The organism is Priestia sp. JV24 (assembly GCF_025910025.1).
Lineage (GTDB): Bacteria > Bacillota > Bacilli > Bacillales > Bacillaceae_H > Priestia > Priestia megaterium.
This window is the reverse complement of the sequence record NZ_JAPCIN010000015.1, coordinates 197652-222396: the sequence shown is the minus strand read 5'-3', so window position 1 is coordinate 222396 and position 24745 is coordinate 197652. Positions and strand designations below refer to the sequence as shown.

At 38.1% G+C, this 24745-nt stretch carries 21 protein-coding genes; 6 read left to right on the top strand and 15 right to left on the bottom strand.

Translation table 11 applies throughout. The annotated features are described in order from the left end of the window. Positions 1–8: 8 nt before the first annotated feature. Together OK414_RS10455 and OK414_RS10450 are read right to left on the bottom strand one after the other, a co-directional pair. Positions 9–1010: an acyltransferase family protein gene (locus OK414_RS10455; RefSeq protein ID WP_251530803.1), complete on the bottom strand. Its 1002-nt coding sequence runs from the start codon at positions 1008–1010 to the stop codon at positions 9–11. Between the two features lie 296 nt (positions 1011–1306). Beyond that, complete coding sequence (locus tag OK414_RS10450) at positions 1307–2719, bottom strand: amino acid permease (RefSeq protein ID WP_205662786.1); 1413 nt, start codon at positions 2717–2719, stop codon at positions 1307–1309. A gap of 364 nt (positions 2720–3083) precedes the next feature. On the opposite strand from OK414_RS10450, the gene OK414_RS10445 reads away from it, so the two are divergent. Then, the gene (locus tag OK414_RS10445; RefSeq protein WP_205662785.1) at positions 3084–3737 is read left to right on the top strand and encodes a GntR family transcriptional regulator; all 654 of its coding nucleotides are present in this window, start codon (positions 3084–3086) and stop codon (positions 3735–3737) included. 178 nt (positions 3738–3915) lie between these two features. Here the strand turns inward: OK414_RS10445 and nhaC are convergent, their stop codons facing one another. Then, positions 3916–5322, bottom strand: coding sequence for a Na+/H+ antiporter NhaC (gene nhaC, locus OK414_RS10440; protein WP_016763867.1), 1407 nt, complete (start codon positions 5320–5322; stop codon positions 3916–3918). A gap of 323 nt (positions 5323–5645) precedes the next feature. Here nhaC and msrA point away from each other — a divergent pair, with 323 nt between their 5' ends. Next, positions 5646–6563, top strand: coding sequence for a peptide-methionine (S)-S-oxide reductase MsrA (msrA, locus tag OK414_RS10435; RefSeq protein ID WP_016763866.1), 918 nt, complete (start codon positions 5646–5648; stop codon positions 6561–6563). Between the two features lie 3 nt (positions 6564–6566). Here the strand turns inward: msrA and OK414_RS10430 are convergent, their stop codons facing one another. Further along, positions 6567–7262, bottom strand: coding sequence for a YqjF family protein (locus OK414_RS10430; RefSeq protein WP_016763865.1), 696 nt, complete (start codon positions 7260–7262; stop codon positions 6567–6569). 19 nt (positions 7263–7281) lie between these two features. Continuing rightward, a complete protein-coding gene (locus tag OK414_RS10425; RefSeq protein ID WP_263045578.1) occupies positions 7282–8235 on the bottom strand; it encodes an NAD(P)/FAD-dependent oxidoreductase in 954 nt (317 codons plus the stop codon). Positions 8236–8435: 200 nt separating this feature from the next. On the opposite strand from OK414_RS10425, the gene OK414_RS10420 reads away from it, so the two are divergent. Continuing rightward, positions 8436–8768 (top strand): hypothetical protein, encoded by a 333-nt coding sequence (locus tag OK414_RS10420; RefSeq protein ID WP_013056747.1) that lies wholly within the window; start codon positions 8436–8438, stop codon positions 8766–8768. Positions 8769–8803: 35 nt separating this feature from the next. Here OK414_RS10420 and motB read toward each other — a convergent pair whose 3' ends face one another. The 3 genes from motB to OK414_RS10405 all read right to left on the bottom strand — a co-directional run bounded on the left by motB (position 8804) and on the right by OK414_RS10405 (position 10697). Continuing rightward, on the bottom strand, positions 8804–9637 hold the full coding sequence (motB, locus tag OK414_RS10415) for a flagellar motor protein MotB (RefSeq protein ID WP_205662782.1): 834 nt from the start codon (positions 9635–9637) through the stop codon (positions 8804–8806). Then, positions 9630–10424 (bottom strand): flagellar motor stator protein MotA, encoded by a 795-nt coding sequence (gene motA, locus OK414_RS10410; protein ID WP_013056745.1) that lies wholly within the window; start codon positions 10422–10424, stop codon positions 9630–9632. The genes motB and motA overlap by 8 nt, the downstream gene beginning before the upstream one ends. Positions 10425–10553: 129 nt before the next feature. Beyond that, complete coding sequence (locus OK414_RS10405) at positions 10554–10697, bottom strand: hypothetical protein (RefSeq protein WP_014460421.1); 144 nt, start codon at positions 10695–10697, stop codon at positions 10554–10556. Positions 10698–10837: 140 nt separating this feature from the next. Between OK414_RS10405 and OK414_RS10400 the strand changes: the two genes are divergently transcribed. Next, positions 10838–11116, top strand: a complete 279-nt coding sequence (locus tag OK414_RS10400) for a hypothetical protein (RefSeq protein ID WP_013082883.1) — start codon at positions 10838–10840, stop codon at positions 11114–11116. Positions 11117–11129: 13 nt separating this feature from the next. Here OK414_RS10400 and OK414_RS10395 read toward each other — a convergent pair whose 3' ends face one another. The 7 genes from OK414_RS10395 to OK414_RS10365 form a co-directional block, all read right to left on the bottom strand. Then, positions 11130–11789: a serine/threonine protein kinase gene (locus OK414_RS10395; RefSeq protein WP_016763860.1), complete on the bottom strand. Its 660-nt coding sequence runs from the start codon at positions 11787–11789 to the stop codon at positions 11130–11132. 119 nt (positions 11790–11908) lie between these two features. Then, on the bottom strand, positions 11909–13195 hold the full coding sequence (locus OK414_RS10390) for a cytochrome P450 (protein WP_080743223.1): 1287 nt from the start codon (positions 13193–13195) through the stop codon (positions 11909–11911). Positions 13196–13302: 107 nt separating this feature from the next. Then, positions 13303–14796: an aldehyde dehydrogenase family protein gene (locus OK414_RS10385; RefSeq protein WP_013082880.1), complete on the bottom strand. Its 1494-nt coding sequence runs from the start codon at positions 14794–14796 to the stop codon at positions 13303–13305. Positions 14797–14924: 128 nt separating this feature from the next. Next, positions 14925–17906, bottom strand: a complete 2982-nt coding sequence (gene pulA / locus OK414_RS10380; protein WP_263045577.1) for a type I pullulanase — start codon at positions 17904–17906, stop codon at positions 14925–14927. 79 nt (positions 17907–17985) lie between these two features. Then, a complete protein-coding gene (locus OK414_RS10375) occupies positions 17986–19380 on the bottom strand; it encodes an L-cystine transporter (protein ID WP_034652681.1) in 1395 nt (464 codons plus the stop codon). Between the two features lie 253 nt (positions 19381–19633). Then, the gene (locus tag OK414_RS10370) at positions 19634–20002 is read right to left on the bottom strand and encodes a hypothetical protein (protein WP_013082877.1); all 369 of its coding nucleotides are present in this window, start codon (positions 20000–20002) and stop codon (positions 19634–19636) included. A 104-nt stretch (positions 20003–20106) separates the two neighbouring features. Further along, positions 20107–21390 (bottom strand): ATP-binding protein, encoded by a 1284-nt coding sequence (locus OK414_RS10365; protein WP_263045576.1) that lies wholly within the window; start codon positions 21388–21390, stop codon positions 20107–20109. 325 nt (positions 21391–21715) lie between these two features. On the opposite strand from OK414_RS10365, the gene OK414_RS10360 reads away from it, so the two are divergent. Next, positions 21716–23092: a M28 family peptidase gene (locus OK414_RS10360; RefSeq protein WP_263045575.1), complete on the top strand. Its 1377-nt coding sequence runs from the start codon at positions 21716–21718 to the stop codon at positions 23090–23092. A gap of 164 nt (positions 23093–23256) precedes the next feature. Continuing rightward, positions 23257–24735, top strand: coding sequence for a potassium/proton antiporter (locus OK414_RS10355; RefSeq protein ID WP_034652687.1), 1479 nt, complete (start codon positions 23257–23259; stop codon positions 24733–24735). The last annotated feature ends 10 nt before the right edge of the window (positions 24736–24745 follow it).

Sequence of the window (24745 nt, the reverse complement as noted above, 5' to 3'; positions counted from 1 at the left end):
ATTTCTCATTACTTACCTAAACTTAAACTTTTGCGCCTTGGTAACGGTTTAAGCTCAATTAAAGGTCTTGCAATAGTAGATACGTATTTACTCGACAACAACCACGCCACTCCACAAGCTCCAATTAGAAGAATACTGTATCCTTGTACACTTTCTATCCAGTCTCCAAAAGAAGATAGGCGGATATATTTAATCAGAAACCCATGTAGCACATATACATAAAAGGTTTGAGCACCTCGAGATGTAAAGGACATCGTTTGTGTAGGGATCAAAGCTAGAAAGGAAATCGTCATTGCTAAGCTGATGCTATAAAATAGCATACGAATGGTCATTCCCTCTAATTGATTTACACCTAAAGAGGCATAAGATTTTGAACCAAATAACCACTCTTTCTCAAAATCCGGTGCTATATACTGGATCCATAGAGCAATAATCAGCAAAGTGCCTCCAGCTACTTTTTTGCAAGAAACAGACGTCAACTTTTTAAAATGTTCTTTTTTCATATAAAATCCTGCTAAGAAGAAGGGAAAGAACACAAAGGTTCTAGAAAGGCTTAACGTTGTTTCCAGCGGTTCACATAAGCCAATCATAATTCCTAAAACTGCCGCAACGGCTAAAGGATATTTGATTTTTGTAAAAATGAACAACATGGCGTTCCAACAAAATAAACTCAATAAAAACCATAGCGACCAAGCTGGCTGAAACACTGAAACTTCAAATGTGGATTCATCATACAGTTTATAGTCGTATACCGCATAGATAAGTTGAAAAATAATATAAGGAAGTAATACTTTCTTCGCCATCTTCCACATATATCCTTTTTTTCGGTATCCCTTTGCAAAATAGCCGCTTATTAAAATAAATGCTGGCATATGAAAAGTATAAATAAATATGTAGAGTGTTCGTAACCACTGTTCATCATTAATGAAGGGAGTTAACAAATGGCCAAACACTACCAGTACAATTAAGATAAATTTCACGTTATCAAAATACGCATCCCGCTTAGCCATTTGACTTCCTCCTTTCTTTTACGTTCTATGGATTTGTACAACGTGCTGCTGCGAATATCTTTTCTTTACATCCCTTACTATACATAGTGAAAATGAAAAAACAGTGAAAACTTTTCTTTTTTCTATTTTTAAATAAGGCGCCTCTAAATAAGTTTGACAAATGGCGCCTCTTTCTCTACTATATAGATACGCACCCTATCCAATTCAATTTCGCTTGTTGCGGGACACTTAACCAGTACGGATGGATAGGGTGTTTTTGTATGCAAAAAAAGCAGAAGACCTAGGTCTTCTGCTTTTTATTTTGCTATAGGCTGACTTTCGTTTTTTTTGTTTCCTTTTTTATTTTTCAAATAATAAAACAAGTAACAAAAAAGGACAAATGGGATACCGCAGTATAATGCGATACGCTGACTCTCATCAAAAGCCAGTCCTACACAAGCAGCAAAGCATAAAACAAACGCTAAAATAGGTACAATAGGATATAAAGGAGCTTTGTAAACAAGCTTCGATACATCATTTCCTTCTTTAATATAGCGTCTTCTGAACATAAAGTGAGAAGCCGCAATAGCCATCCATACAGCTACAACCGCAAATCCAGAAATAGAAACTAATACTAAGTAAACAGTTGTTGGTGCAACTACGCTTGACAGCAAGGACAGACATGCCACTCCCATGCTGATAAGTAACGAATTAAATGGAACTCCTTTAGACGTTACTTTCCCTAACCAAGTGCTGACCATTTTTTGATCGGATAATGACCAGAGCATTCTCGAACATGCGTATAATCCTGCATTAGCGTTTGATAATAAAGCTGTTAAAATAACCAAGTTCATAATATCTGCTGCGTAAGGAATACCTATTTGATCGAATACCGTTACAAAAGGACTTTCTAACACTCCTGCTTGTTTCCATGAAATCAATCCAGATAGTACAAACATGGCGCCAATAAAAAAGAAGAACGTACGCCAAATGATATTTTTAATTGCGCGAGGTATATTCTTTTCCGGATCCTCTGTTTCTCCTGCTGTAATACCAATTAATTCTGTTCCCGAAAAAGCAAAGCTAACGGAAACCATCGTAATTAATACAGGCATAAGTCCATTTGGAAATAAACCGCCCTCCCCTGTAAAATGAGAAAGCATCGGCGCTTTTTCATGACCGCTAAGAGGAATGAATCCAAACATCGCTGCTGCGCCCAAAATAATAAATACAATAATCGTTAATACTTTAATACTTGAAAACCAAAATTCTGTTTCGCCGAAAAAACGTACAGATGTTGCATTTAAACCAAATAATAAAAGGGCAAACAGCGCGCTCCATATCCAAACCGAAACGTCAGGAAACCATCTTTGCATAAGCAATCCAGACGCTGTAAACTCCGAACCGACAGATACCACCCAAGTCAGCCAGTAGAGCCAGCCAACCGCAAAACCAGTTCCCGGCCCGATAAACTTTGTAGCGTATACTTGAAATGATCCTGACACAGGCATTGCTACGCTTAGTTCCCCTAGACATATCATGACTAAATACATAATTAATCCACCGATTAAATAAGCAAGGAGCGTTCCCCCAGGACCTGCTGCACTAATTGTATAGCCTGAATTAAGAAACAACCCCGTACCGATCACACCACCAAGGGAAATCATAAATAAATGACGGCTTTTCATTTTTCTTTGTAACTGATTTATAGATGTTGTATTCTCACCCATTATGTATCTCCTTTTTTATAGTAAACCCATCAAAAAACTTGGTTTATTTACATATTCTCTACAGTCTCTTCTCTGCAGGAGTAGGATCTATTTCTTCGATATGTACGAATTTTGTATATTGTATACAATATACACTTCTTAAATCTTTTTACGATTATATCATTTTTCAGATTTTTTACAACAATGAATAGTAAAAAATATTTCAATAATTCTATTTTTTATATCCTAACTAAGATTAAATGAAGTGATATGATATGATTATTTTTACACCTGTACGTTCTTTCACGCTATTTTTATACTTTTTCATCACCATGACATGAAGAGAAAGAACGGCTGATGCGATATTTATTTTAGGGGGGAAACAATGAACAAGGGGCCTATGATTTATCATTCATTAAAAGATCATGTATATAACTACATAGCAAGTCAAATTCAAGACGGTACACTGCTGCCTAACGACAAAATAAATGAAGCCAGTATTTGTTCTCAGCTGAATGTCAGCCGAACGCCTGTGAGAGAAGCGCTTATTAAACTGGCTTCAGACAATCTATTAGAATACAGACCGCGCAGAGGGTTTACTGTAAAGGAAATTGACACACCAAAAAAACTAGAAGTATTTGAAATCGTCGGTGCTTTAGATGGTCTTGCAGCTGCGCTGTCGATTGATCACTTAACGGAAGAAGATTTTACGAAGATGGATGAGCTTATTAAAAAAATCGATGTTTCGATTGAATTAGAAAATTATCAGGATTATCAAAAATATCAAACGTATTTTCATCGAGTCTATTTGAACCGATGCGGTAATGTGACCTTAAAAAAACAGCTTATATCTTTACAAGATGGATTCATCAGACAAACGTACTTTAGCAATGACAATAAAGAGCTATACGCCATTTTACATGTGATGAATGAACATCACCGCTATATTCTGAAACTTCTGAAGCAGAAAAAAAAGGCGGATGTTCAGCTTTACCTTCAAAATGTCCACTGGAACATTGAATATCCAGAAATGATTTGATCAAAGAGCTCGAGACATAACTAAATCAATTCAATCAACAGCTAGAAGCAACGAAATACATGAAACTTACGTTTATCATACCAATAAAAAAAATCCGAACGAAGTTGATTCTTCATTAAGAATCTCAATTCATTGTTCGGATTTTTCTTTAACTAAAATACTTTTGTCCCAGCCTCTTTTATTTTGCTATAGCAGAACGCTGTTTTTCTTCTTTTACGTACCAAATGAATTTCCCTGTATATCCGTAAATAATCGCCAAAATAATAGAGACAAAACTGAGCCACATAAACGGCAGATAAGCGAATGTAGAAATTCCAAGCGTTGTAGCTAGAAATACACCGTTATCCGTCCATGGAACCATTCCAGAAGTTAAGGTTCCTCCTACTTCTGAGTTACGGGCAAGCACCAGACGCTGTATTCTTAACTTATCATAACTTTTCTCCATAATTTTCGGTGTTAAAATTAATGAAACATACATCGCACAACCAAATATATTCCCTAATAACCCAACGAAAATAGTAGAAGCCGTAACGTTTCCTGAATTGACAAGAATTTTTTCAAATTTAGATAGCAGGACTTCTAAGACGCCGAGCTCATCTAATAACCCGCCAAATCCTAGTCCAAAAATAATGACAATAATAGAACCGACCATGCTTAAAATTCCGCCACGATTTAAAAGCTCACTTAAAAATGTGTTGTCGGTATTAATTTTAAACCCTTCATAAGCTGTATTAAATGCGCTAGCCACATCCATATGTTGAAAGACAACTGCCCATATAATTCCTAATAATGAACCAATCGCAATTGCTGGAAGAGAAGGTTTCTTTAATGCTAAAAGGACAATGACAGCCAAAGCCGGAATCAGCATCCACCCGCTGATATGGAATGTATCCAACAGCGAAGATTTTAATTCTTCTACCCGTCCAGCATCAAAATCTTTTCCCCCATACATAAATCCTGTTACCGTAAATAATACTGCCGTAATGAGGTAAGCAGGAATATCCAACACTAACATTGCTTTTACGTGATCAATAACATTCACTCGAGCCATTGACGCAGATAAAATGGTACTGTCAGAAAGAGGAGAAAGCTTGTCTCCAAAATAAGCTCCTGAGATCACGGCTCCAGCTACTAAAGGAAGCGGCATACCTAGGCCTTGTCCGATTCCCATCATCGCGATTCCGGCTGTACCAACCGTTCCCCAAGATGTTCCTGTTGAAATCGAGGTAATAGAGCAAATGATAAGTGTAGCAAGTAAAAAGAATGTTGGATTAATAAACTCTAATCCAAAATAAATAAGAGAAGGAACAACTCCTCCGGCAATCCATGTTCCAATTAACGTACCGACGGCTAATAAAATTAAAATAGCTTCTAAGCCGTTTGATATTCCTCTTGTAATGGCCCCTTGCAGGTGATTATACGTATACCCAAGTCGTACTCCTAGCGCCATAACAATAAACCATGAAATAAATAAAGCGAGCTGAATAGGTAAATCAAAAACAGTTGCAAATGAAATAACAACAGCTAAAAATAAAGCAAGCACAATCATTATTTCCCACATAGATGGTAAACGGGTTGTGTTCAAACTAGCTCCTCCTAAACTGGTATGTAGATTCTGGAATGTGGTATCGTTTAAGAGCAAAACGTCCTTATTTTTTAATTGTTCCTCTTACTGCTCCAACGTATGTATTTCTATGAGTGCTTAAACAATAAACTGCATCTTTTTAAGAACATAAAATAAGGATACTCGCATAAACAATAAGCCATTTTTCTTTTATCCAGTGGTCATAATACCATAAGAGTATGCTTTCTTACAAGACTCGTTATAAAGCGCTTTCTGTTTGTTTATACATTTTAATATATAAATATATTTTCATTTATTTTATTCAACGAAAAGAGGAAAGTAACATGAAAGAATATGCAACGTTTGCGGGAGGGTGCTTTTGGTGCATGGTCGCTCCTTTTGATCATCTTACAGGAATCCTCAGTATCCGCTCGGGCTACGCTAGAGATGAACAAATCAGTTCTGAAGCTTCTGCTCTTGTAAAAAAGGAAAACGAGTACGTAGAGGCCGTGCAAATTGTATGGGATTCTTCTCACATTACGTTTGAAGAGCTGCTTAACCTGTATTGGCAGCAAATTGACCCTACGGATTCCGCCGGACAGTTTTCAGACCGCGGACCGTCGTATCGAGCCATTATTTTTTACCATAACGAAAAGCAAAAAGAAGCGGCTCTCGATTCTAAAAGAAAGCTCGTCCAAAGCGGACGTTTTAAGAACCCTATCGTCACATCTATTTTACCTTTTTCTTCTTTTTACGAAGCAGAAGAGCAGCAGCAGGATTATTATCGAAAAAACGCATTTCACTATAAATTATACAAAGAAGGCTCGGGTCGAACTGATTTTTTGACACAGCATTGGCCAAAGGACCGCTCCTATCTAAAAAAGGTCCTAACGCCCATGCAATATTTTGTTACGCAGGAAAACGGAACCGAACCTCCTTTTACGAATTTATATTGGAATAACAAAAAACAAGGAATTTACGTTGACCTTCTAACGGGAGAAGCACTGTTCAAAACATCAGATCAGCTTCCTTCTCATACAGGCTGGCCCATTTTTAAGCGCCCTATCTTATACGGAAACATAAAAAGAGTGCCGGCGCAGCATTCAACAGCGCTAAAAAGCAAAGAAGGAAATAACTATCTGGGTCTACTTTTAACAGAAGAAAACAGCGAATACTATCAAGTAAATTCCGCGGCTCTGCGCTTTATTCCAAAAGAGAAGCTTAAAGAAGAAGGGTATGAAGACTTTTTAATTTTGTTTTGATACTTATACTTTTTTAAAAGGATAAAAATAAGCCGTGACTTGATTGGCATAGTGCACAATTAAATTGCGATTGTCCGCCGGACGTAAAAAAGCCTGAGTAATAGAATCATCTCTTATTTCACACTCCCCTTTTTGCAGCTCCCAAGGATCATGATAAAGGTCTCCTCTGTAGACATTTCCTTGATGAGTGGTAAATAAGCAGTAGCGCTCTGTAAGCCAATGAGCTAATTCTCCTTCTCTACTGCGATAGGACGGAGAAATACCTCTATATGTAAGCTTTACTCGCTCTTTTTGTGAGTCTCTATGCGTTCGAACTGACTGAAAAGAAATATGGTTCTGAGTTTTGTTGAATGTCATAGCAGCGTGGTAATAAGGCAAATGAAAAAACTGACGAGCAATCCATACCCCTAGTGGATTGCTTGCGTCTAAACTAAAAAAATAAACGCCTTTTTCCCCTTTATATGTAACATATGTACGCACATTCAGCTCATATAGCTGTGAAAAGATAGGAACTGCGGGCGTTCCTTTAAATCGAATGTCTGTCATCGTAAAAGGCACAAGTGCAATCCATCCTTGACCATCATAGGTGTCAGGCTCTAGCTGACTAGGCAATAAAGAAGCCAAAAATGCCGGATCTACAGGCCAATGAATAAACAGTAAATCTTTCCACGTTTGTTTCATTATCCAATTATTTTTCACTTCTTGGTCCCTCCTTTTTCTAGATGTTCTTTCCCATTAATTCAGCAGCTGCCGATTTCCCTGACAAATATGCGCTCTCTAACCGTGAGTGATTTGTTTCGTCTTCCCTTCTTAAAAAAGCATCTCCTGCCACCAGTAGCGACGGCATAATTTTAGCAAAGGGCTGATGAAGAACTTGTTTAACCTCTGCATAGCGCCATTTCTTTAACTGAATGCTTTTAATATGATTTGCACCTATCCATTCTTTTATTTCATTTTTTATCGCCCGCAGCAGCTCATGTTCATGTTCATCAAAATGTTTTTCTGACCAGTCTTTATTCATATATATGCTAAGAACGGGCGTCTTTGATATTCCTTTTTGCTCATGATTAACGATTCTTTGGATTGTGCTAGAAGGATTCGTGATTTGACCATGATCACCATACATCATCTCTGTGTAAAGCTCCACGATAGCAACCAAGCTGGGATTAAATTTCAGTGTATTAAGAATTGATTGGTCCGTTTGCAGCTTACTATTATTAAGTACCTCAACAACCTGAGGAGATGGAGCTGTAAGAATGATATCAGTCGCTTCAAAAATCTCATTTTCTTCTGTATACAGCTGATACCTTCCGTTTTGAAAATCAATGGCTTGAACTTTTCGATTCACGTATACGCGTAGATCTTCAGCTAAATATTTAGCTAGCGCATTCATCCCATTCATACTTTGATACCGAGGGTGATGGTCACCAAACCACTTCTTAACCTTTCTATCAGCTATCCATTTATTTACGTCTTGTTGAAATTCATCGGATCTCACTGTAAAAAATTGAGCTCCGTGATCTGCTTTTCCCTCTCCTACTCTTCGGGTAGCCATTCGTCCCCCTACACTTTTACCCTTATCAAGAAGAAAGACCTCTATTCCTTCTTTTTGTAATTCAGCCGCTGCTGTAAGGCCCGTCATTCCAGCACCTACTATTCCTACTCGTCTCATTTTTTCCTCCTTATTTAACGCATTTACTTACAGTATAAAAAAAAGCGGAATGATTGAGCTAATTTAAACTGTCTTTTTCATTTAACTGCTTTTCTGCTTGTCTCAAAAAAATAGTCTACGATTCCATTCAGCTGAGTATACTTGTTGTATACAAATATATCTTTACCTGCTAGCACGTCTACAGATAGGAGGACTGTCACATGATGCTCTATGATATTAAGCACAAAGTATATTACGAAGTATTTAATACAGCTCGCCCTAAAATGAAGGACGCTCACCAAGGACGAAGCTGGGGATATGTTTATAAAAATCTCAATGGACAACCTACAAAGTTTTGGATTGATTTTACGCACGGACGTTTTATGTACTTTCAAGTTGAAGACAAGTGGTATCGCGTGCAATATTTGCAGTCCAATGATAAGAAAAAAACAGCGGATGTCTTTAAAGGCGCTCTCATTGACTTGATTTTAGATGGAATGGATCTCAAGTTAGTACGAGGAAACTTTGAAAAGAGAAGACTCTTAGCTTTATAACACATAGAAAAACAGCCGTAAAAGCAGTCCTACTTTTACGGCTGTTTAACTGTACGAGGAGTAATCAATATTTCAACCCTCCTATTTTTCGCTTGTCCCTCTGCTGTATTGTTAGATGTTACCGGTTTGAACTCTCCAAATCCTTTTGCACTGAACATGCTTGGATTAAGCTTATCGTTTTTTAAGATAACTTTCATAAAGTTAACTGCTCTCATCACACTTAACTCCCAGTTGGATTCAAAACCAGCGTTGCGAATAGGTACGTTATCCGTGTGACCGCTAATAATAATATTACGAGGAGGATCAATCACCAAAAGCTCTGAAATATCATTTGCGATTTTTGTATCTTCACTCCGAACTTGTGCTCTTCCTGAATCAAACAATACATTGTCTCGAATGGAAATTAAGAGACCTTCCTCGGTTAACGAAGTCTGTAATTGATTTGTTAAGTTTTTCTTTTGAATATACGCATTAATTTTAGATTGAATTTGCTGAAGCTCTTCTTGATCAGCTTCTCGAATGGTTTGCTCCTTTTGTTCGCTCGTTAACGATTGTGAAGAAGCAGGAGACTGATTAGGGGCTGTCTCCACTTCATTTGTTTTTTCCGTACTTTTAGCTGCAGGGGTATTTGAAGGCTGAACCGCTTCTTCAGATTCCTGCAGAGATTGAAATTCCATCACGCCCGTTCCTCCAACGAACGCTTCATTAAATGCGCGAGAAAGGTTCTTAAATTTCTGCGCATCCACTGAGCTCATTGCAAACAATACAATGAATAAAGCAAGTAAAAGTGTAAGCAAATCTGAGTAAGGAAGCAGCCAGCTTTCGTCAACATGGTCCTCTTCATGCTTTCGTTTTCTGCGTCTACTCATTTATGCCCACTTCACTTTCTTGAAGAAGCTTTTTACGTTCCGCTGTTGGCAAATAAGAAGCCAGCTTTTGCTCAATTACTTTTGGTGTTTCTCCTTCTAGGAGTGAAAGCACTCCTTCGATCATCATATACTTTACCTTTACTTCATGTTTCGATTTACGCTTTAGTTTATTTGCAAACGGATGCCATAGTACATACCCAGTAAAAATACCAAGAAGCGTAGCAACAAACGCCGCGCTGATCGCATGTCCTAGCGTATCTGTATCTTCCATGTTCCCAAGCGCAGCAATTAACCCTATAACAGCTCCAAGTACACCCAGAGTTGGAGCATATGTACCTGCTAAAGCGAAAATACTTGCACCCGTTTGATGTCTTTCTTCCATAGCATCAATTTCTTCAGACAACACGTCTCGTATATAATCCGCACTTTGACCATCAATAGCTAAATTCAAACCATTTTTTAAGAAAGGGTCATCTACATCAATAATTTGGGCTTCAAGTGATAGTAACCCTTCTTTTCGAACAACTTGTCCCCATTCAGAAAACATGGATACTAAATCAACGGGCTGCAGCATTTTTTGTTCTTTAAACAGGACACCAAACAATTTTGGGACTCTTTTGATTTCATTTGAAGGAAATGCAATCACTACTGCTCCGACGGTTCCGACAATAATAATTAAAATAGCAGCCGGATTTCCTAACACAGATGGATTAACCCCTTTGAAAAACATACCTACAATAAGAGAGGCTATTCCTAAAATCAGTCCAATAAAAGATGTTTTATCCATATGTAATTCTCCTATCCTTAACTTCCTGTTCTTTCTTTTTGTGTATTTTATCCTCATCTTTTATTTCGACTATTTCATAGAATTTTTAAGCCTTTTATGAATCATATTTACAATTACAGCTTTTCTCTATTATAAAAACACTTTTTTCAACTTTTCATACAGAATATCTGAAGGTCCAGCTATAATCGCTACAATTTGATTTTCCACATAAATAGCAGCCGTCATCTTATTATCAATATCAGCTAAAATGGCAAATCCGACGTTAATGTTCAACTTTATTCACCTCTGTCACGTTCTTGTTTATTCAACATATAAAAAGAACAGTCTTACCATTTATTTTTCCGTGTCTTATTGACATTTGTAAATTTTATATTAAGATTGTGTAAACGAGTTGACAAAATGGAGGTGATATCATGCTACTAGAAAAATACTGTAAAGACACTGATTTATTGATTATCCAGTTTACAATCGAACTAACAAAAGACATTCACGCTAAAATCTCCGCACGTACTTTATTTTATGAAGAACAGGTGATACGTTATGCTGAAAAAAGAATACGTTCTTTCTTACATCCTCTTTCCCTTAAACATACGCTAAAATTTGTCTATCAATCTGAAATACTACAAACCATTCTATTCAAATTAAAACCAACTTTTGAGCAGCAGCATGTATTGCGCTGTATTTCATCTTAAAAAGGAGTTCCCTTTAGCGGAAACTCCTTTTTGATTTGATTCTACGATATAGACGATATGCTTTTCTAATAACGTTTAACAGCGGGTACGGCAAGCGGATATGGTACTTATCAATAAACGGATAAAAGGTGTAATAAGCTTTTACAAGGTCTGTCCATTTTTTATCAAAACCTTCTTTATAAAAGTCAGAGATATCCACCACATACCCTCTTCCGTCTTTCATCATGACATTTTTACCATGCACATCATACGGGTTTAAACCCTGGCTTGTTGCATAGTCCAAAGCTGCGTTCACATCTTTTATGACTTGTTCTGGAATCTTTATTCCCCGCTGGACGGCATCATACAAGGTAACGCCTGTAAGTCTTTTTAAAATCAAGTACGTCTTTCCCTCATGAAAAAGTTGAGAATAAGCTGGGTGAACGCCCAGCTTTCTATACACTTGCGCTTCTTTCTTTACACCATAAATTTCTCTTCCGTATACTTTCACGACAAATTCAGGATAATTTTCGTGCATAAACACACCGGCATAGTTTCCTTTACCAATAAGTACCCACTCTTTTGTTTTGTTCGTAACTTCAACTGGATCATAGTCACTTTCACTTTGAATCGTAACTTGCGTTAGTAATGATGTTTCAACTAGCGACACCAACTGTTTAATTGTTTTATCCATAGTCCCCTCTAAAAATCCTTCAGTAATCTCTATCAAATATTACCCTATGATAAATCTCAATGCAGGATGTGTCAATAAATTGACAGCCTGATATAAAGAGGAAAAGTATTCCCGTTCATTCAAGACTGCGCGTGAACTTTGTGAACATTCACCTTCAGTTCTTCTTTCATATTCAGCATTACGCCCGCCATCGGAGCAATAGATTCGGGCTTAGTCAGCTGAAATAAAAAGCGCTTTGTCATTTCTGACAGAAAAATGGTGACTATTTCAGTGATATAGTCCATGCCCCTTTCCGCTTGATGCTCAATCCCAAGTGGCATATACATATAGCTTGGGACATCAATGGACCCTCCTTTTTCAAAACGGTCAGGTAAAAATTCACTTGGCTCTAAAAAATAATCTTCATGGCGATGCATCATATAAGGGCTAATTAACATAATCTCCCCTTTTTTAATACTGTAGCCATCTATTTGTATATCTTCACGTGCTTGACGCCCAAATAGCCAAAGAGGCGGATACAACCTCATGCTTTCAGCAATTATTTTGCGCATATAGGTTAGATTTTTGGTTGAAAGTGATTCGCCGCTAGCATAGGCTTGAATTTCTTTATGCAGCTGAAGGTGCTCCCTAGTATTTTGAGATAGTAAATGAATAGACCAGCTGCATACGTGCGTAATCATTTCATACATCGAAAGGAATATAGAATTTAGCTGTTCGTATATTTCTCTTTCATCGCTGTCTTCTCCGTAAGAATTCAATATATACTGCAGTAAATCATTTCCTGCGGTTTTGTTTTGAACACGCATTTGAACGCGTTCAAAAAGGAGTTGTTCTAGCTGCTCATCTGAGTCAGGCTGGTGCAAAGGTAGACGAATATAAATTTTGCCTAACTTTTCTTTTTTTCTCATAAGCGCTTGAACATAGTGAATTTTATCTTTCTCCTCAATCGAAATGCCAAATACAAGTTGAAGGAGTACAGCTATGACTATCTGTCTTATGTCTTTTACTATTGTTCGAAGCTGCCCTTCTTCCCACGTTTCCGTATGCTTTTCAATTATTTTTGCGATTGCTTCCTTATTAAAAGTTAGATGTTGTTTTAGTTGTGAGGGTTGAATGGGGCTCATATATAATGCTTCATCTGTCCATAACATTTCTTCGCCTAGCAGCGTTTTAAACATATGCGTTAGTTTAATTTTTTGAAACGCCTTGCTGTTTGTAATGACTACATCTTTAATAAGTTGAGGGTCTCTCGTTACATAAAAGCGTTTGTGCGCAACTCTAAATGTTGCAATTTCTCCATACTGAGTCAAGTTTTCCAAAAAACCCAGGGGGTTCTCTCTAAACTTTTGCAGGTGACCGGTAAGCTTATACGACGAGGGGCCCTGTATAACCGGCAATGTTATCACTCCTTTTCTAAAAATGCGGGACTTAAACAAATAAAAGAGTAGTCCACTAAAGACTACTCTTTTTCACACAAAGATATGCTATTGATTTTCACAAAAATTCTTACTTATTATTCCATATTAATCCATACGCTTTTCACTTCAGTGTAGTTATCAAGCGCATAACTTCCCATTTCACGACCAATTCCCGACTGTTTATAGCCTCCAAACGGGCTTGCTGCATCAAATACGTTGTAGCAGTTCACCCAAACTGTACCTGCTTTAATACCATGAGCAATATAGTGTGCTTTCTTTAAATCCTGTGTCCAGACGCCCGCTGCTAGACCATATGCTGTATCATTTGCTTTGGCAATTAAATCATCGAGATCGTCAAACGGCATAGCAGCTACAACCGGACCGAAGATTTCTTCACGAGCAATCGTCATTGAATGATCGACATCTGCAAAGATAGTCGGTTCTACGAAATAGCCTTGATCAAATGGAATGTTTCCTCCTGCGAGTACTTCCGCTCCTTCTTCAATTCCTTTATCAATATAGGTTTTCACTCGTTTTTGCTGCTGCGCAGATACAAGCGGACCCATTGTCGTCTCATCTGCTAATCCATTTCCTTGTTTAATAGATTTCGTTTGAGAAACTAAATCAGCTACGACATTATCATATAAGCTTTTTTGGACATACAGACGACTCCCAGCACAACATACTTGTCCTTGATTAAACATAATACCTGAAAGCGCACCAGGAACTGCTTTTGTTAAGTCTGCATCCGGGAGGATAATGTTTGGTGATTTACCTCCAAGCTCTAACGTCACACGTTTTAAGGAGTCGCTAGCTTGCTTCATAATTGCTTTTCCGACAGCAGTAGACCCTGTAAAAGCAATTTTATCGACAAGATCATGATGAACGAGCGGTTCACCTGCTGTTTTCCCGTAGCCTGGCACAATGTTTAGCACGCCTTTTGGGAACCCTGCTTCATCGGCTAGTCGAGCCAAGTAAAGTGCAGAAAGCGGCGTTTGCTCTGCTGGTTTAAGCACAATTGTACATCCAGTTGCCAAAGCAGCTCCGAGCTTCCAAGCGGCCATTAAAAGCGGGAAGTTCCACGGAATAATTTGGCCAACAACTCCTACTGGTTCATATCTTGTATAGTTAAAATACGCTCCTTGCACAGGAATAGTTTGTCCAACCATTTTAGTTGACCACCCAGCAAAGTAGCGGAAATGTTCAATTGCTAATGGAATGTCTGCATTTGATGTTTCACGAATTGGTTTTCCGTTATCAAGCGTTTCAAGCTGCGCAAGCTCCAATTGATGTGTTTCCATTAAATCAGCTAATTTATAAATAAGTCGACTTCTTTCAGCTGCTGACATCTTTGTCCAAGGTCCATGATCAAAGGCTTCTCTAGCCGCTCTGACGGCACGATCAATATCCTCTGGATTTGCTTCAGCTACATCTGCCAACTTTTCACCCGTTGCTGGATTTACTGTTTCAAACGTTTTTCCTGAAACAGAGTCTACCCATTCGCCGTTAATGTATAGCTGTTTAACTCCTTTTAAAAACTCCACTACTTTCGGACTCATTTCAACTTTTTTCGCTCCAAGATTTTGCATCAAATACATACCTCCCCACGAATTTTGAAAACGCTAACAATGAATATTTTACCATGTTATTCAGTAAAATCAACAATTTCGCACACAATATTCTGAATTTTTCTACACGTATTCTAGTTATCTAAAATTTATCTTACTAGCACAAATGTGGAAAGAGGCGAAACGTTTACTGTATTTCCTTTCACCGTATGGAGCGTTTTTGTTCCTGCCTGTTCGCCGTCAACAAGTAATCTCCACGTTCTGTTAGAAGGTAGATGAACCGTTTGAGCTTGTTTATTTGCATTATGAATCACCATTATTTCGTTTGCTTTATCTTTATTGGCTTTAGCATTTAACGTATAGCCTACTACGTTTGCTGGTGCATCAACAAAGCGTAAATTTTGATGAATAGCCTGTGCACTCGTCATTCTAAATGAGGAATATTGCTTTCGAAGCGCAATAAGTCCCTTCATGTAATCTACTTCTTGGCTGAAAGCTGCTCGACGCTTCCAATCTAACTGATTGACAGAATCGGGTGACTGATAGCTATTATGATCTCCGCCTTTTGTTCTCATAAACTCTTGACCTGCATGTATAAAGTTCATTCCTTGAGATGTTAAAATAATAGAAGAAGCAAGCTTATGCATCTGCTTTCTCGTTTGCTCGGTGTCAGCAGGGTTCGTCAGCTGAAGCTTATCCCATAACGTATGGTTATCGTGTGCTTCTACATACGTCACAACTTGATCCGGGTCTTCATACGTGGCAGTTGAACGATCATAATCAATTCCCGCTGCTATACTTTGCTGTATGAGCTTTTCTTGACCCTGTTTTCCATTAACAAATCCGTTTTCACGATCAAAAAACACGCTGCCTTTAAGACCATCTCGCATACCATCGTTGAAGTGAGCGATGCGCTTCATATCCTGAGCGTTTTTCTGATTAGCTTTTAGCTTAGCATCAAGCTCGGTTCCTAGATCCCAGCCCTCTCCTAAGACGATAATGGAAGGGTCAATTTCATCTAACTTCTTTCTCACTTCATTCATTGTCTTTGTATCGTGAATCCCCATTAAATCAAATCGAAACCCATCAATGTGGTACTCTTTTGCCCAATAAGCAACAGAATCTACAATAAACTTCCGAACCATCTCCCGTTCAGACGCCGTGTCGTTTCCAACACCTGTTCCGTTTGATAAAGTTCCATCTTCTTTATAACGGAAGTAGTAGCCTGGAACTAGTTTATCAAAGCTATGCTCACTCACTGCATACACATGATTATAGACAACGTCCATTACCATACGAAGTTGCTTGTCATGAAGCGTTTGAATCATTTGTTTAAGCTCAATAATTCTCGTCTTAGGATTATATGGGTTTGTTGAATAGGAACCTTCTGGGACGTTGTAATTTTTTGGATCATATCCCCAGTTAAACTGCGGCTCGTTTAATTTTGTTTCATCCACCGTACGATAATCGTAAATAGGCAGGAACTGAATGTGCGTCACACCTAAATCTTTAATATGACTGAGTCCTGTTTTTACTCCATTTGGTCCTTTCGTATTCCACTCCGCTACGCCTAAATATTTTCCTTTATTTTTGATACCGCTCTCTTTTTGAGACGATAAATCTCGTACGTGAAGTTCATAGATAATCGCATCTTCTGGATTTTTAAATTTCGGCTTATTTGCACTCCACTTTCTCGGATTTGTCTTAGCCAAATCTACGACAACTCCGCGATCTCCATTCACCGTTGTTGCTCGTACATATGGATCAACCGCTTCGCTCCAGCTGTTCCCAATTTTTACTTTGTACGTATAAATTAGTTCATCTTGATTTCCTTTTAACTCCGCTTTCCAGGTTCCTTTTTCACTTTTAGCCATAGAAATTTCTTTTACAGCTTTGGAGTTCCATGACGAATAAGTCACTAGCTTTGCTTCGCTTGCGGTTGGAGCCCATACGCGAAAATTTGTTTGTTTCTTAGAATACGTGTTTCCTAAATCGTTTCCGCTATATGCATACTTTTCGTCAAATTCTTTCGTGCGAACGACATTTCCATTAACTACATCAGCTGAGCCGTAGCCTTTTTGCTTAACTTTATACGTTTTTGTAACGTCCAAAGGCTGTTTTGTTATGATTTTAACTTTAGTAGTAGCAGCGTCTGCTCCCTCTTTATAAGGTATCACTTTCTCAATTTGAGCTCCGTCAATTTCAATGTCTCCTAAGCTCTTAGAAGAGTCAAACGGCACGTTTGTTTCTAAGGTGATTTGATTAAATGTATCCATCGTCGCTTTCGTGATTTTCCGAGTGATATCTACTCCAGCTCTATCATAGTAAATCCGATTTTGTCCTTGAACAATCCATACTTCTACATTCCCATCTTTACCAACCTTGGTAATAAAGCGGTCTCCTCCGTCTTTATTTTCCCAATCGCTGTCACTAGTAGAATGGCGTACAATAAAACCAATTTTGTCAAATAAATTACCACTTCCACTGTTAATCGTGTAAGTCGCTCTCTTCCCAAAATTCGTGTCTTCTGTAAATTCGATTTGCTTGCCTTCTTTTTCATCACCTGGCCATGTCCAAATGTTCGACCCGCTGTAATCTCCGTCGTACCGATGATAATTTAAGGTAACGTTTACTTTATCAAACTTTGGTAAATCTCGGTATTCACCGTCAGGAGGAGACATATATGTATGTTCATCTCCACTTTTCACCCATACTTCTCCTTCACCGTTCTCCACTGAAACGAAGCGGTCTCCTCCATCTTTTTCCCACGACTCTGTTCGAACAATAAAACCTACTTTGTCATAAGTACCGGGTAATTCAACTTCCGCTACTTTTCCAAATTGATCTTCCCCTGTAAATGTGTAAGGCTTCCCTTCTCCTCCTTCAGGAAAAATCCATAACCCCCATTCCTTTGTATCATTTGGAGCAGGCTGATAGTGAATCGTGATTTTTGTTGAGTCTGCTGCAGATGCAAACGATTGCATAAATGGGCTAAAAAAAGAGCTTACTAGTAAGAGTAAAGCCGTCAGTACCATTGCATATTTAGTCCAACTACATTTCAATGAAAACCCTCCCATAAAATAAAATACGTACACATTTTTCACTATAACCTTTTTTGAAAGCGTTATCATAAGTATTTTTTCCTATTTTATGTGGATAAAGAAAAAAAATCCATAGTTAACAATGTTAACTATGGATGAAGTATCTCTTTTACACTTCTGCTGTTTCAGGTGAGATGGTTTGATCGTTGTATACGTTTGTATCTAGCTCTTTTGTTAATTTACTAGTGACGACTCCGGCTGTCATGCTTCCACTTACATTAAGCGCCGTACGCCCCATATCAATCAATGGCTCTACTGAAATTAATAAGCCTGCTAGCGCTACGGGCAAATTCATAGAAGATAATACAAGTAAAGCCGCAAATGTCGCTCCTCCGCCAACGCCTGCTACGCCAAACGAACTAATTGCTACAATAGCAATCAACGTGAAAATAAATGAAGGCGTTAAAGGATCAATACCTACCGTTGGCGCAATCATAACGGCTAACATAGCTGGATATATTCCAGCGCATCCGTTTTGACCAATTGTAAGACCAAATGAACCTGCGAAATTCGCAATTCCTTCTGGAACCCCTAACTGTCTTGTTTGTGTATTAACATTCAAAGGTAATGCTCCAGCACTTGTACGGGAAGTAAAGGCAAAAGCCAATACAGGAAATACTTTCTTAACATATGTGATCGGATTTACACCGATAATTGTTAGAATAACTAAGTGAACAATAAACATAGCTGCCAATGCGACATACGATGCTACAACAAACTTTGCCAGTTTAACAATTGCATCAATATCACTCGTTGCTACTGTTTTGGTCATAATTGCAAGTACCCCATAAGGAGTTAAACGAAGAATTAGCGTCACTACACGCATTACAATTGCATAAAGCGTATCAATAATTTTTGAAAATAACGCCGCTTCCTCAGCCTTTTTACGCTTCACACCTAAATACGCAATTCCAACAAATGCCGCAAAGATGACAACGCCAATCGTGGAAGTTGAACGTGCGCCTGTTAAATCAAGAAACGGGTTAGCAGGTAATAATTCTACTACTTGCTGCGGGATTGTTTTTGCTTCTAAACTAGATAAATTGTTTTCTAAGTCCTCTCCGCGCTGAAGTTCCGCTTCCCCTTTTGTGATTTGGACAGATTCTAAATTAAAGCTCGTTGTTGTGAAAATACCAATTGCAGCTGCTACCGCTGTTGTGACAAGCAAAATCCCAATAATTAAACTACTAATCTTTCCAATATTGCTCGTCAATTTTAAGCGAGTGAATGCCGCTACAATCGATACAAATACAAGCGGCATAACAATCATTTGAAGAAACTTAACATATCCGCTTCCTACAATGCTAAACCAATCGGCGGTCATCATCGTTACTTCATGAGTCGGACCATACACCCACTGAAGAGCAAAGCCAAAAATAATCCCCAGTCCAAGCGCTGTAAACACACGCTTTGAAAATGATACATGTTTTTTCTGCATCATAAACAGCCCCGCAAGCAATGCGAGCATAATGAGGATGTTTATGATGACTAATAAGTTATTCATAGATGTTCCCCCTGTAATTTTTCCCATAAATTATGTCTCTATTACTTATAATATAACAATACCAATAAGTCAACTAGGTTTTATGTTTTTTCCTGAAGACAGTTTTTTTGAATAATTTTGACAAAACAAAAAAGCTAAGGATTTTCCTTAGCTTTCTATTTTACGCTTGTATGTACTTCAGTGGTCTTTTGCTCCGTTACCAGAGATAGTCTTTCTTTCATCACACCGGATGTACTACAATTCATATATAAGATTACATTTCATATAATTCATTTAGCCATTTTACAAACAAATGTCTGGGTAATTCTAGTTCGTGAAGCTCGACATATTGAATATCAGACAGCGTCGTCCCTCTAGCCATATAAAAGTACCACTGCCAGCCAATATCTTTAGCAATGGCATAGGATTTAGCTAGATCTTGTCTATTATCTGTCTGCTGCATATCATTCATCCACTGCGTTTCATCCGCTTCATACTCATAATAATGGAGAGTATATTTATCACACCAATACGTAAGATCCTGATGGGAAAACGGATTTTCTCCGTCACATACTTGAAGCAATAGCATTCTTAAATTTTCCGGTGTATACGGTAATATAATTTTTTGATCTGCACGTCTCATTTTGCTACCTTCCTGACATGTTCGTTTCTTTTATTACATCATGTACGGCTGCGTTTAGCAATAAGAAATGGATGACGTTTTCATTACTTTTCGTTTACAACATTTCATTTGCTTGCAAAAACCGCCGTATCTTTGACATACAGAGGCAGTCGGATTTTAACAATCGTCCCTTTGTTCTGCTCACTCTCAATCTGCATGGTACCGTGATGATCATGAATAATTTTGGAGCTGATTGTTAATCCAAGCCCCATTCCTTTTTCTTTTAAAGTAAAAAACGGTTCTCCTATATGTTCTAGACGGTCTTTAGAAATTCCTACTCCTTCATCTCTAACTTCTATAAAAATATGGTTATCCTGCGCTGTTTTGATTGTAATGTAAATATTTCCAGGCCTATCCATAGCTTCAATTGCGTTTTTAAAAACATTAAGTAATACTTGAATAAGGTGATTTTTATTTCCATACACACTAGCGTTATTTGTTTGTTCATCGTATAAGAAGTCAATGTTTTTCAATAAAGCTTCATGGGAAGTTAAACTCATTACATACTTAACCGCTTCGGTAAGAGAAAACACGCGAAAATGTTCACTTTCAGGTTTTGACAAAAGAAGCATTTCACTGACAATACCATTAATTCGTTCCAGCTCATCAAGCATGATGTTAGCATACCCTATTGCGGATCGGTCTGTTTCTTTCATGAGCTGAACAAACCCTTTAATACTCGTAAGCGGATTTCTAATTTCATGGGCAATTCCGGCAGCTAATTCGCCTACTACAGAAAGCTTTTCCTTTTTTATGAGAAGCGCTTCTGCAAGCTTTTGCTGAGTGATATCTCGTCCAATCGTGATAAGAGCTTTTCTTGAGCCATCATCAAAAAACACAGGTACTTTAATAACATCAAATGTTTTGACCTCGCCGTTTGGTATTTCAAATGCTTCTTCCGTGCGTACCTTTTCCTTTTTTATCCAAGCTTCTTCATCCGATGAAATACAGTGTAAGAAAGCGGCTTGAAAGAAAGGCACAAGTTCCCCAAGTTCTGCATCGGTTTTACCCCTGTAATCAATACCCTTTAAATGATAAAGTTCTCTTCCAAAATCATTCACCGCCACCCATTTGCCAGCCCCATCTTTAAAACAAATAAAATCTGGCATTGAATTTATTAATGTAGCAAGCTGATATTGTTCATCAGACACCTGGGTATGAACCGAACGCTTATAAAGTAAATAAAACGTGCCAGCCGTTACGCCCACTAGTAAACTATCTTTTATCAAACTGCTAAGAGCATATGCTCCTTTAAAAAATGCCATGGTTTGAAAGACGATGTACACCCCTACAAGCAGAAGACCCGCTACCGCCGCTGCTTTTCGTATACCCTCCCTATTTTTTATCAATATTTCCCACCAGCCTTTGTTTTTTACGTTAACACTCTCTATGTCTCATCAATTAAGTTCTGAACATTCTTCTTACTTTTAAACTAGTTTACCTTATTTTTTTATTCTTATCTAATACCTTTTTTCATTACTTTTGACACAGTTTCTTTTATCCTCCTTTATTTTTTTCCGCATTTTCATTTATTTGAATTATTTTCTCTATCAAAATAGGAATTTAGATACGGAATACTCTGGAACATTTAGGTAGTAATGCTCTTTTTTGTATTTTCTTAATATTGTAAATTCGAATAGTACCAACTACATCGATAAATTTAGGGGGATTTTAATGAAAAAAACCGTGATTTCTTTGGCTGTAGCAACAAGTTTGACTTTATCTTTTACAAGTGTACAAGCTTCTACTTCTGCAAATGCTTCTCACCATCAAAGTTCTGAACAAAAAGTATTAAAAAAAGTCAATACTGAGAAAATTTATCAAGACATTGCGTATCTCTCAAAAAAACCTCGTGTGGCAGGAACTGAAGCTGAACGCGAAGCTGCTACATTTGTTCAAAAGCGTTTGTCTAAACTAGGCTATGAGAGCGCAGTAGAGCCTTTTACCTTTACCGGTTACACACCAGCAGCTAGTTTTTCACTAAGCGTAAACGGTACCAGCTACTCTCCCACAACTTTTACTTATAGCACCAATGGAAATGTCACAGCTGAAATTGTAGATGGAGGGCTGGGTACAAAAGATAATTTAGCAAACAAAGATGTGACAGGTAAAATTGTATTAGTTCAGCGAGGCACTATTACTTTTGGTGAAAAAGTATTAAATGCTGCTGAAAAAGGGGCTGCAGCCGTCATTATTTTTAATAATGCAGACGGTGAGCTAAACGGAACGCTTGGCGGCGCTAATGATAACTACATTCCGTCTCTTGCTGTTACCAAAGAAGAAGGTGAAAAGATTCTTACTTCTATTCAAAAAGGCGAAAAGCCTTCAGGTACAGTAAAAATTGAAGGAGCTGTCGTAAGTGAGCGAACATCTTATAATGTAACCGCTACTAAACCTTCTACTTTTAAGAAAAAAGGAACAAATGATATTATTGTAGTAGGTGCTCATCATGATTCTGTGGCCGGAGCGCCTGGGGCAAATGACGATGCTTCTGGAACAGCAATGGTGCTTGAATTAGCTCGCGTATTTAAAACTCTTCCTACTGATACAGAACTGCGATTTGTTACATTCGGAGCCGAAGAAGTAGGCTTACTAGGATCCGAGCATTATGTTAGTGAGCTATCTGAAGATGAGAAAAATCGTATTGTTGGAATGTTTAATTTAGACATGGTGGGAAGTCGAGATGCGGGAGATTTGGTAATGAATACAGCTGATGGAACACCAAATCTTGTCACAGAATTAGCTCAAGCTTCAAGTACAAGATTAAATGGAGCACCTACGCCATTCCAAGCTGGCGGCCGCAGTGATCACGTTCCTTTTGCAGAGGCAGGAATACCGGCTGCTCTATTTATTCACAGTCCGTCTGAACCTTGGTATCATACGCCTGAAGATACCCTTGATAAAATCAGCAAAGAAAAACTTCAAGATGTGGCTGAGATTGTTGGAACAGCTATTTACGATCGTTCCCGTCCCGATCAACAAGGTTCTTCCGTTAAAAAGAAAGCAACATTTAAAGCTCCTCATCTTTATCACGAGCAAGATGTCAAATAAGAATCTATCCCTGTTATTCATACATGACCAAAAAAGAGATGTTTATGCATCTCTTTTTTTGATAAGCAGATTTCTCAAGGTTTTAAATTCATTATGCTACAATTATTATAAAGGAACCTCACTTATTGCTTACATAAAAATTTTGACCAAATGAGGTGTATTTTTTGGATTTTACGGTAGACCATTCAATTTTTTTATTATCTATTCTCCTTGTCATAGGGGTACTCACTGCCAAGTTCTCTACTCGCCTTGGCGTCCCTTCGCTTGTACTCTTTATTATTGTAGGAATGGTTGTTAGCCACTACATCTACTTTGACAATGCTCTTTTAACACAAGGATTCGGAATATTAGCGCTTATCATTATTCTTTTTGATGGAGGCGTGCAGACCAAATGGAAAGATGTCAAACGCGTTGTTCGCCCTTCCGTTTCATTAGCTACTTTCGGAGTCCTCATTACGACAGTTTTAACGGGTGTACTTGCCAAATATATTTTGGGCGTTACTTGGCTTGAAGGCTTTTTATTTGGGGCAATCGTTGGCTCTACAGATGCTGCAGCCGTGTTCTCTGTACTAGGGACACAGAATATCCGCCAAAAACTAAACTCCACGCTAGAAGCAGAATCTGGTTCCAATGATCCGATGGCCATCTTCTTAACCGTTTCTATTATTGAATTAATTCAACATCCGGACTCTCCTATCCTCTCATTAATCCTTAATTTCTTTTGGCAAATGGGAATCGGGCTGGTACTTGGTTTAGTACTCGGAAAAGCATCCGTTTGGATTATTAATCGAATTAATTTAGATTCTTCAGGTCTTTACCCTGTGCTTACATTGTCGTTGGCCGCCTTAACCTATGGAATTTCCACATTTGTAGAAGCAAGCGGTCTACTTGCTGTATACGTAATGGCAGTGGTAGTAGGAAATGCAGATCTAACTTATCGTCACACAATTGTCCGCTTTAACGAAGGTTTTGCATGGATGATGCAAATTTTAATGTTTATTTTACTCGGCCTTCTTGTCTTTCCTAATCAACTGTTAGATATCATTTGGCAGGGTATACTGTTATCTCTTTTACTTATGTTTGTCGCTCGTCCACTCGGCGTATTTCTTTCGATGATGTTTGCTAAATACTCATCCAAAGAAAAACTGTTTATTTCTTGGGCCGGTTTAAAAGGAGCTGTTCCAATTGTATTGGCTACTTATCCTATGATGGCAGGTTTGGAGAACAGCACGCTGATTTTTAACGTCGTTTTCTTTGTTGTCTTAACTTCCGCTCTTCTTCAAGGAGCAACAATCGCTCCTTTAGCCAAATTTCTAAACCTTTCTCAAGGTGAAAAAGAGACGGTTCCTCACAGTCTCGAGCTTGTTTCGATGGGCAAAACCAAAAATGAAATGATTGAGTTGAAGCTCGTGGAACATGCAGATATATCAGGAAAATCGCTTGAAGAACTTCACCTCCCTGAAGACATTTTAGTGACTGCTGTTATTCGAGATGATAAATTACTTACACCTAGAGGAAGTACACAAATTTTTGCAGGTGATACATTATATATTCTTATTTCGAAGAAAAAACGAGATGAAGTAAAAGCATTTTTCCAAAAAAATACGTCTGATGGGGACGAAAGAGAAGGAAAAACCAGTTAAAAAATTGGTT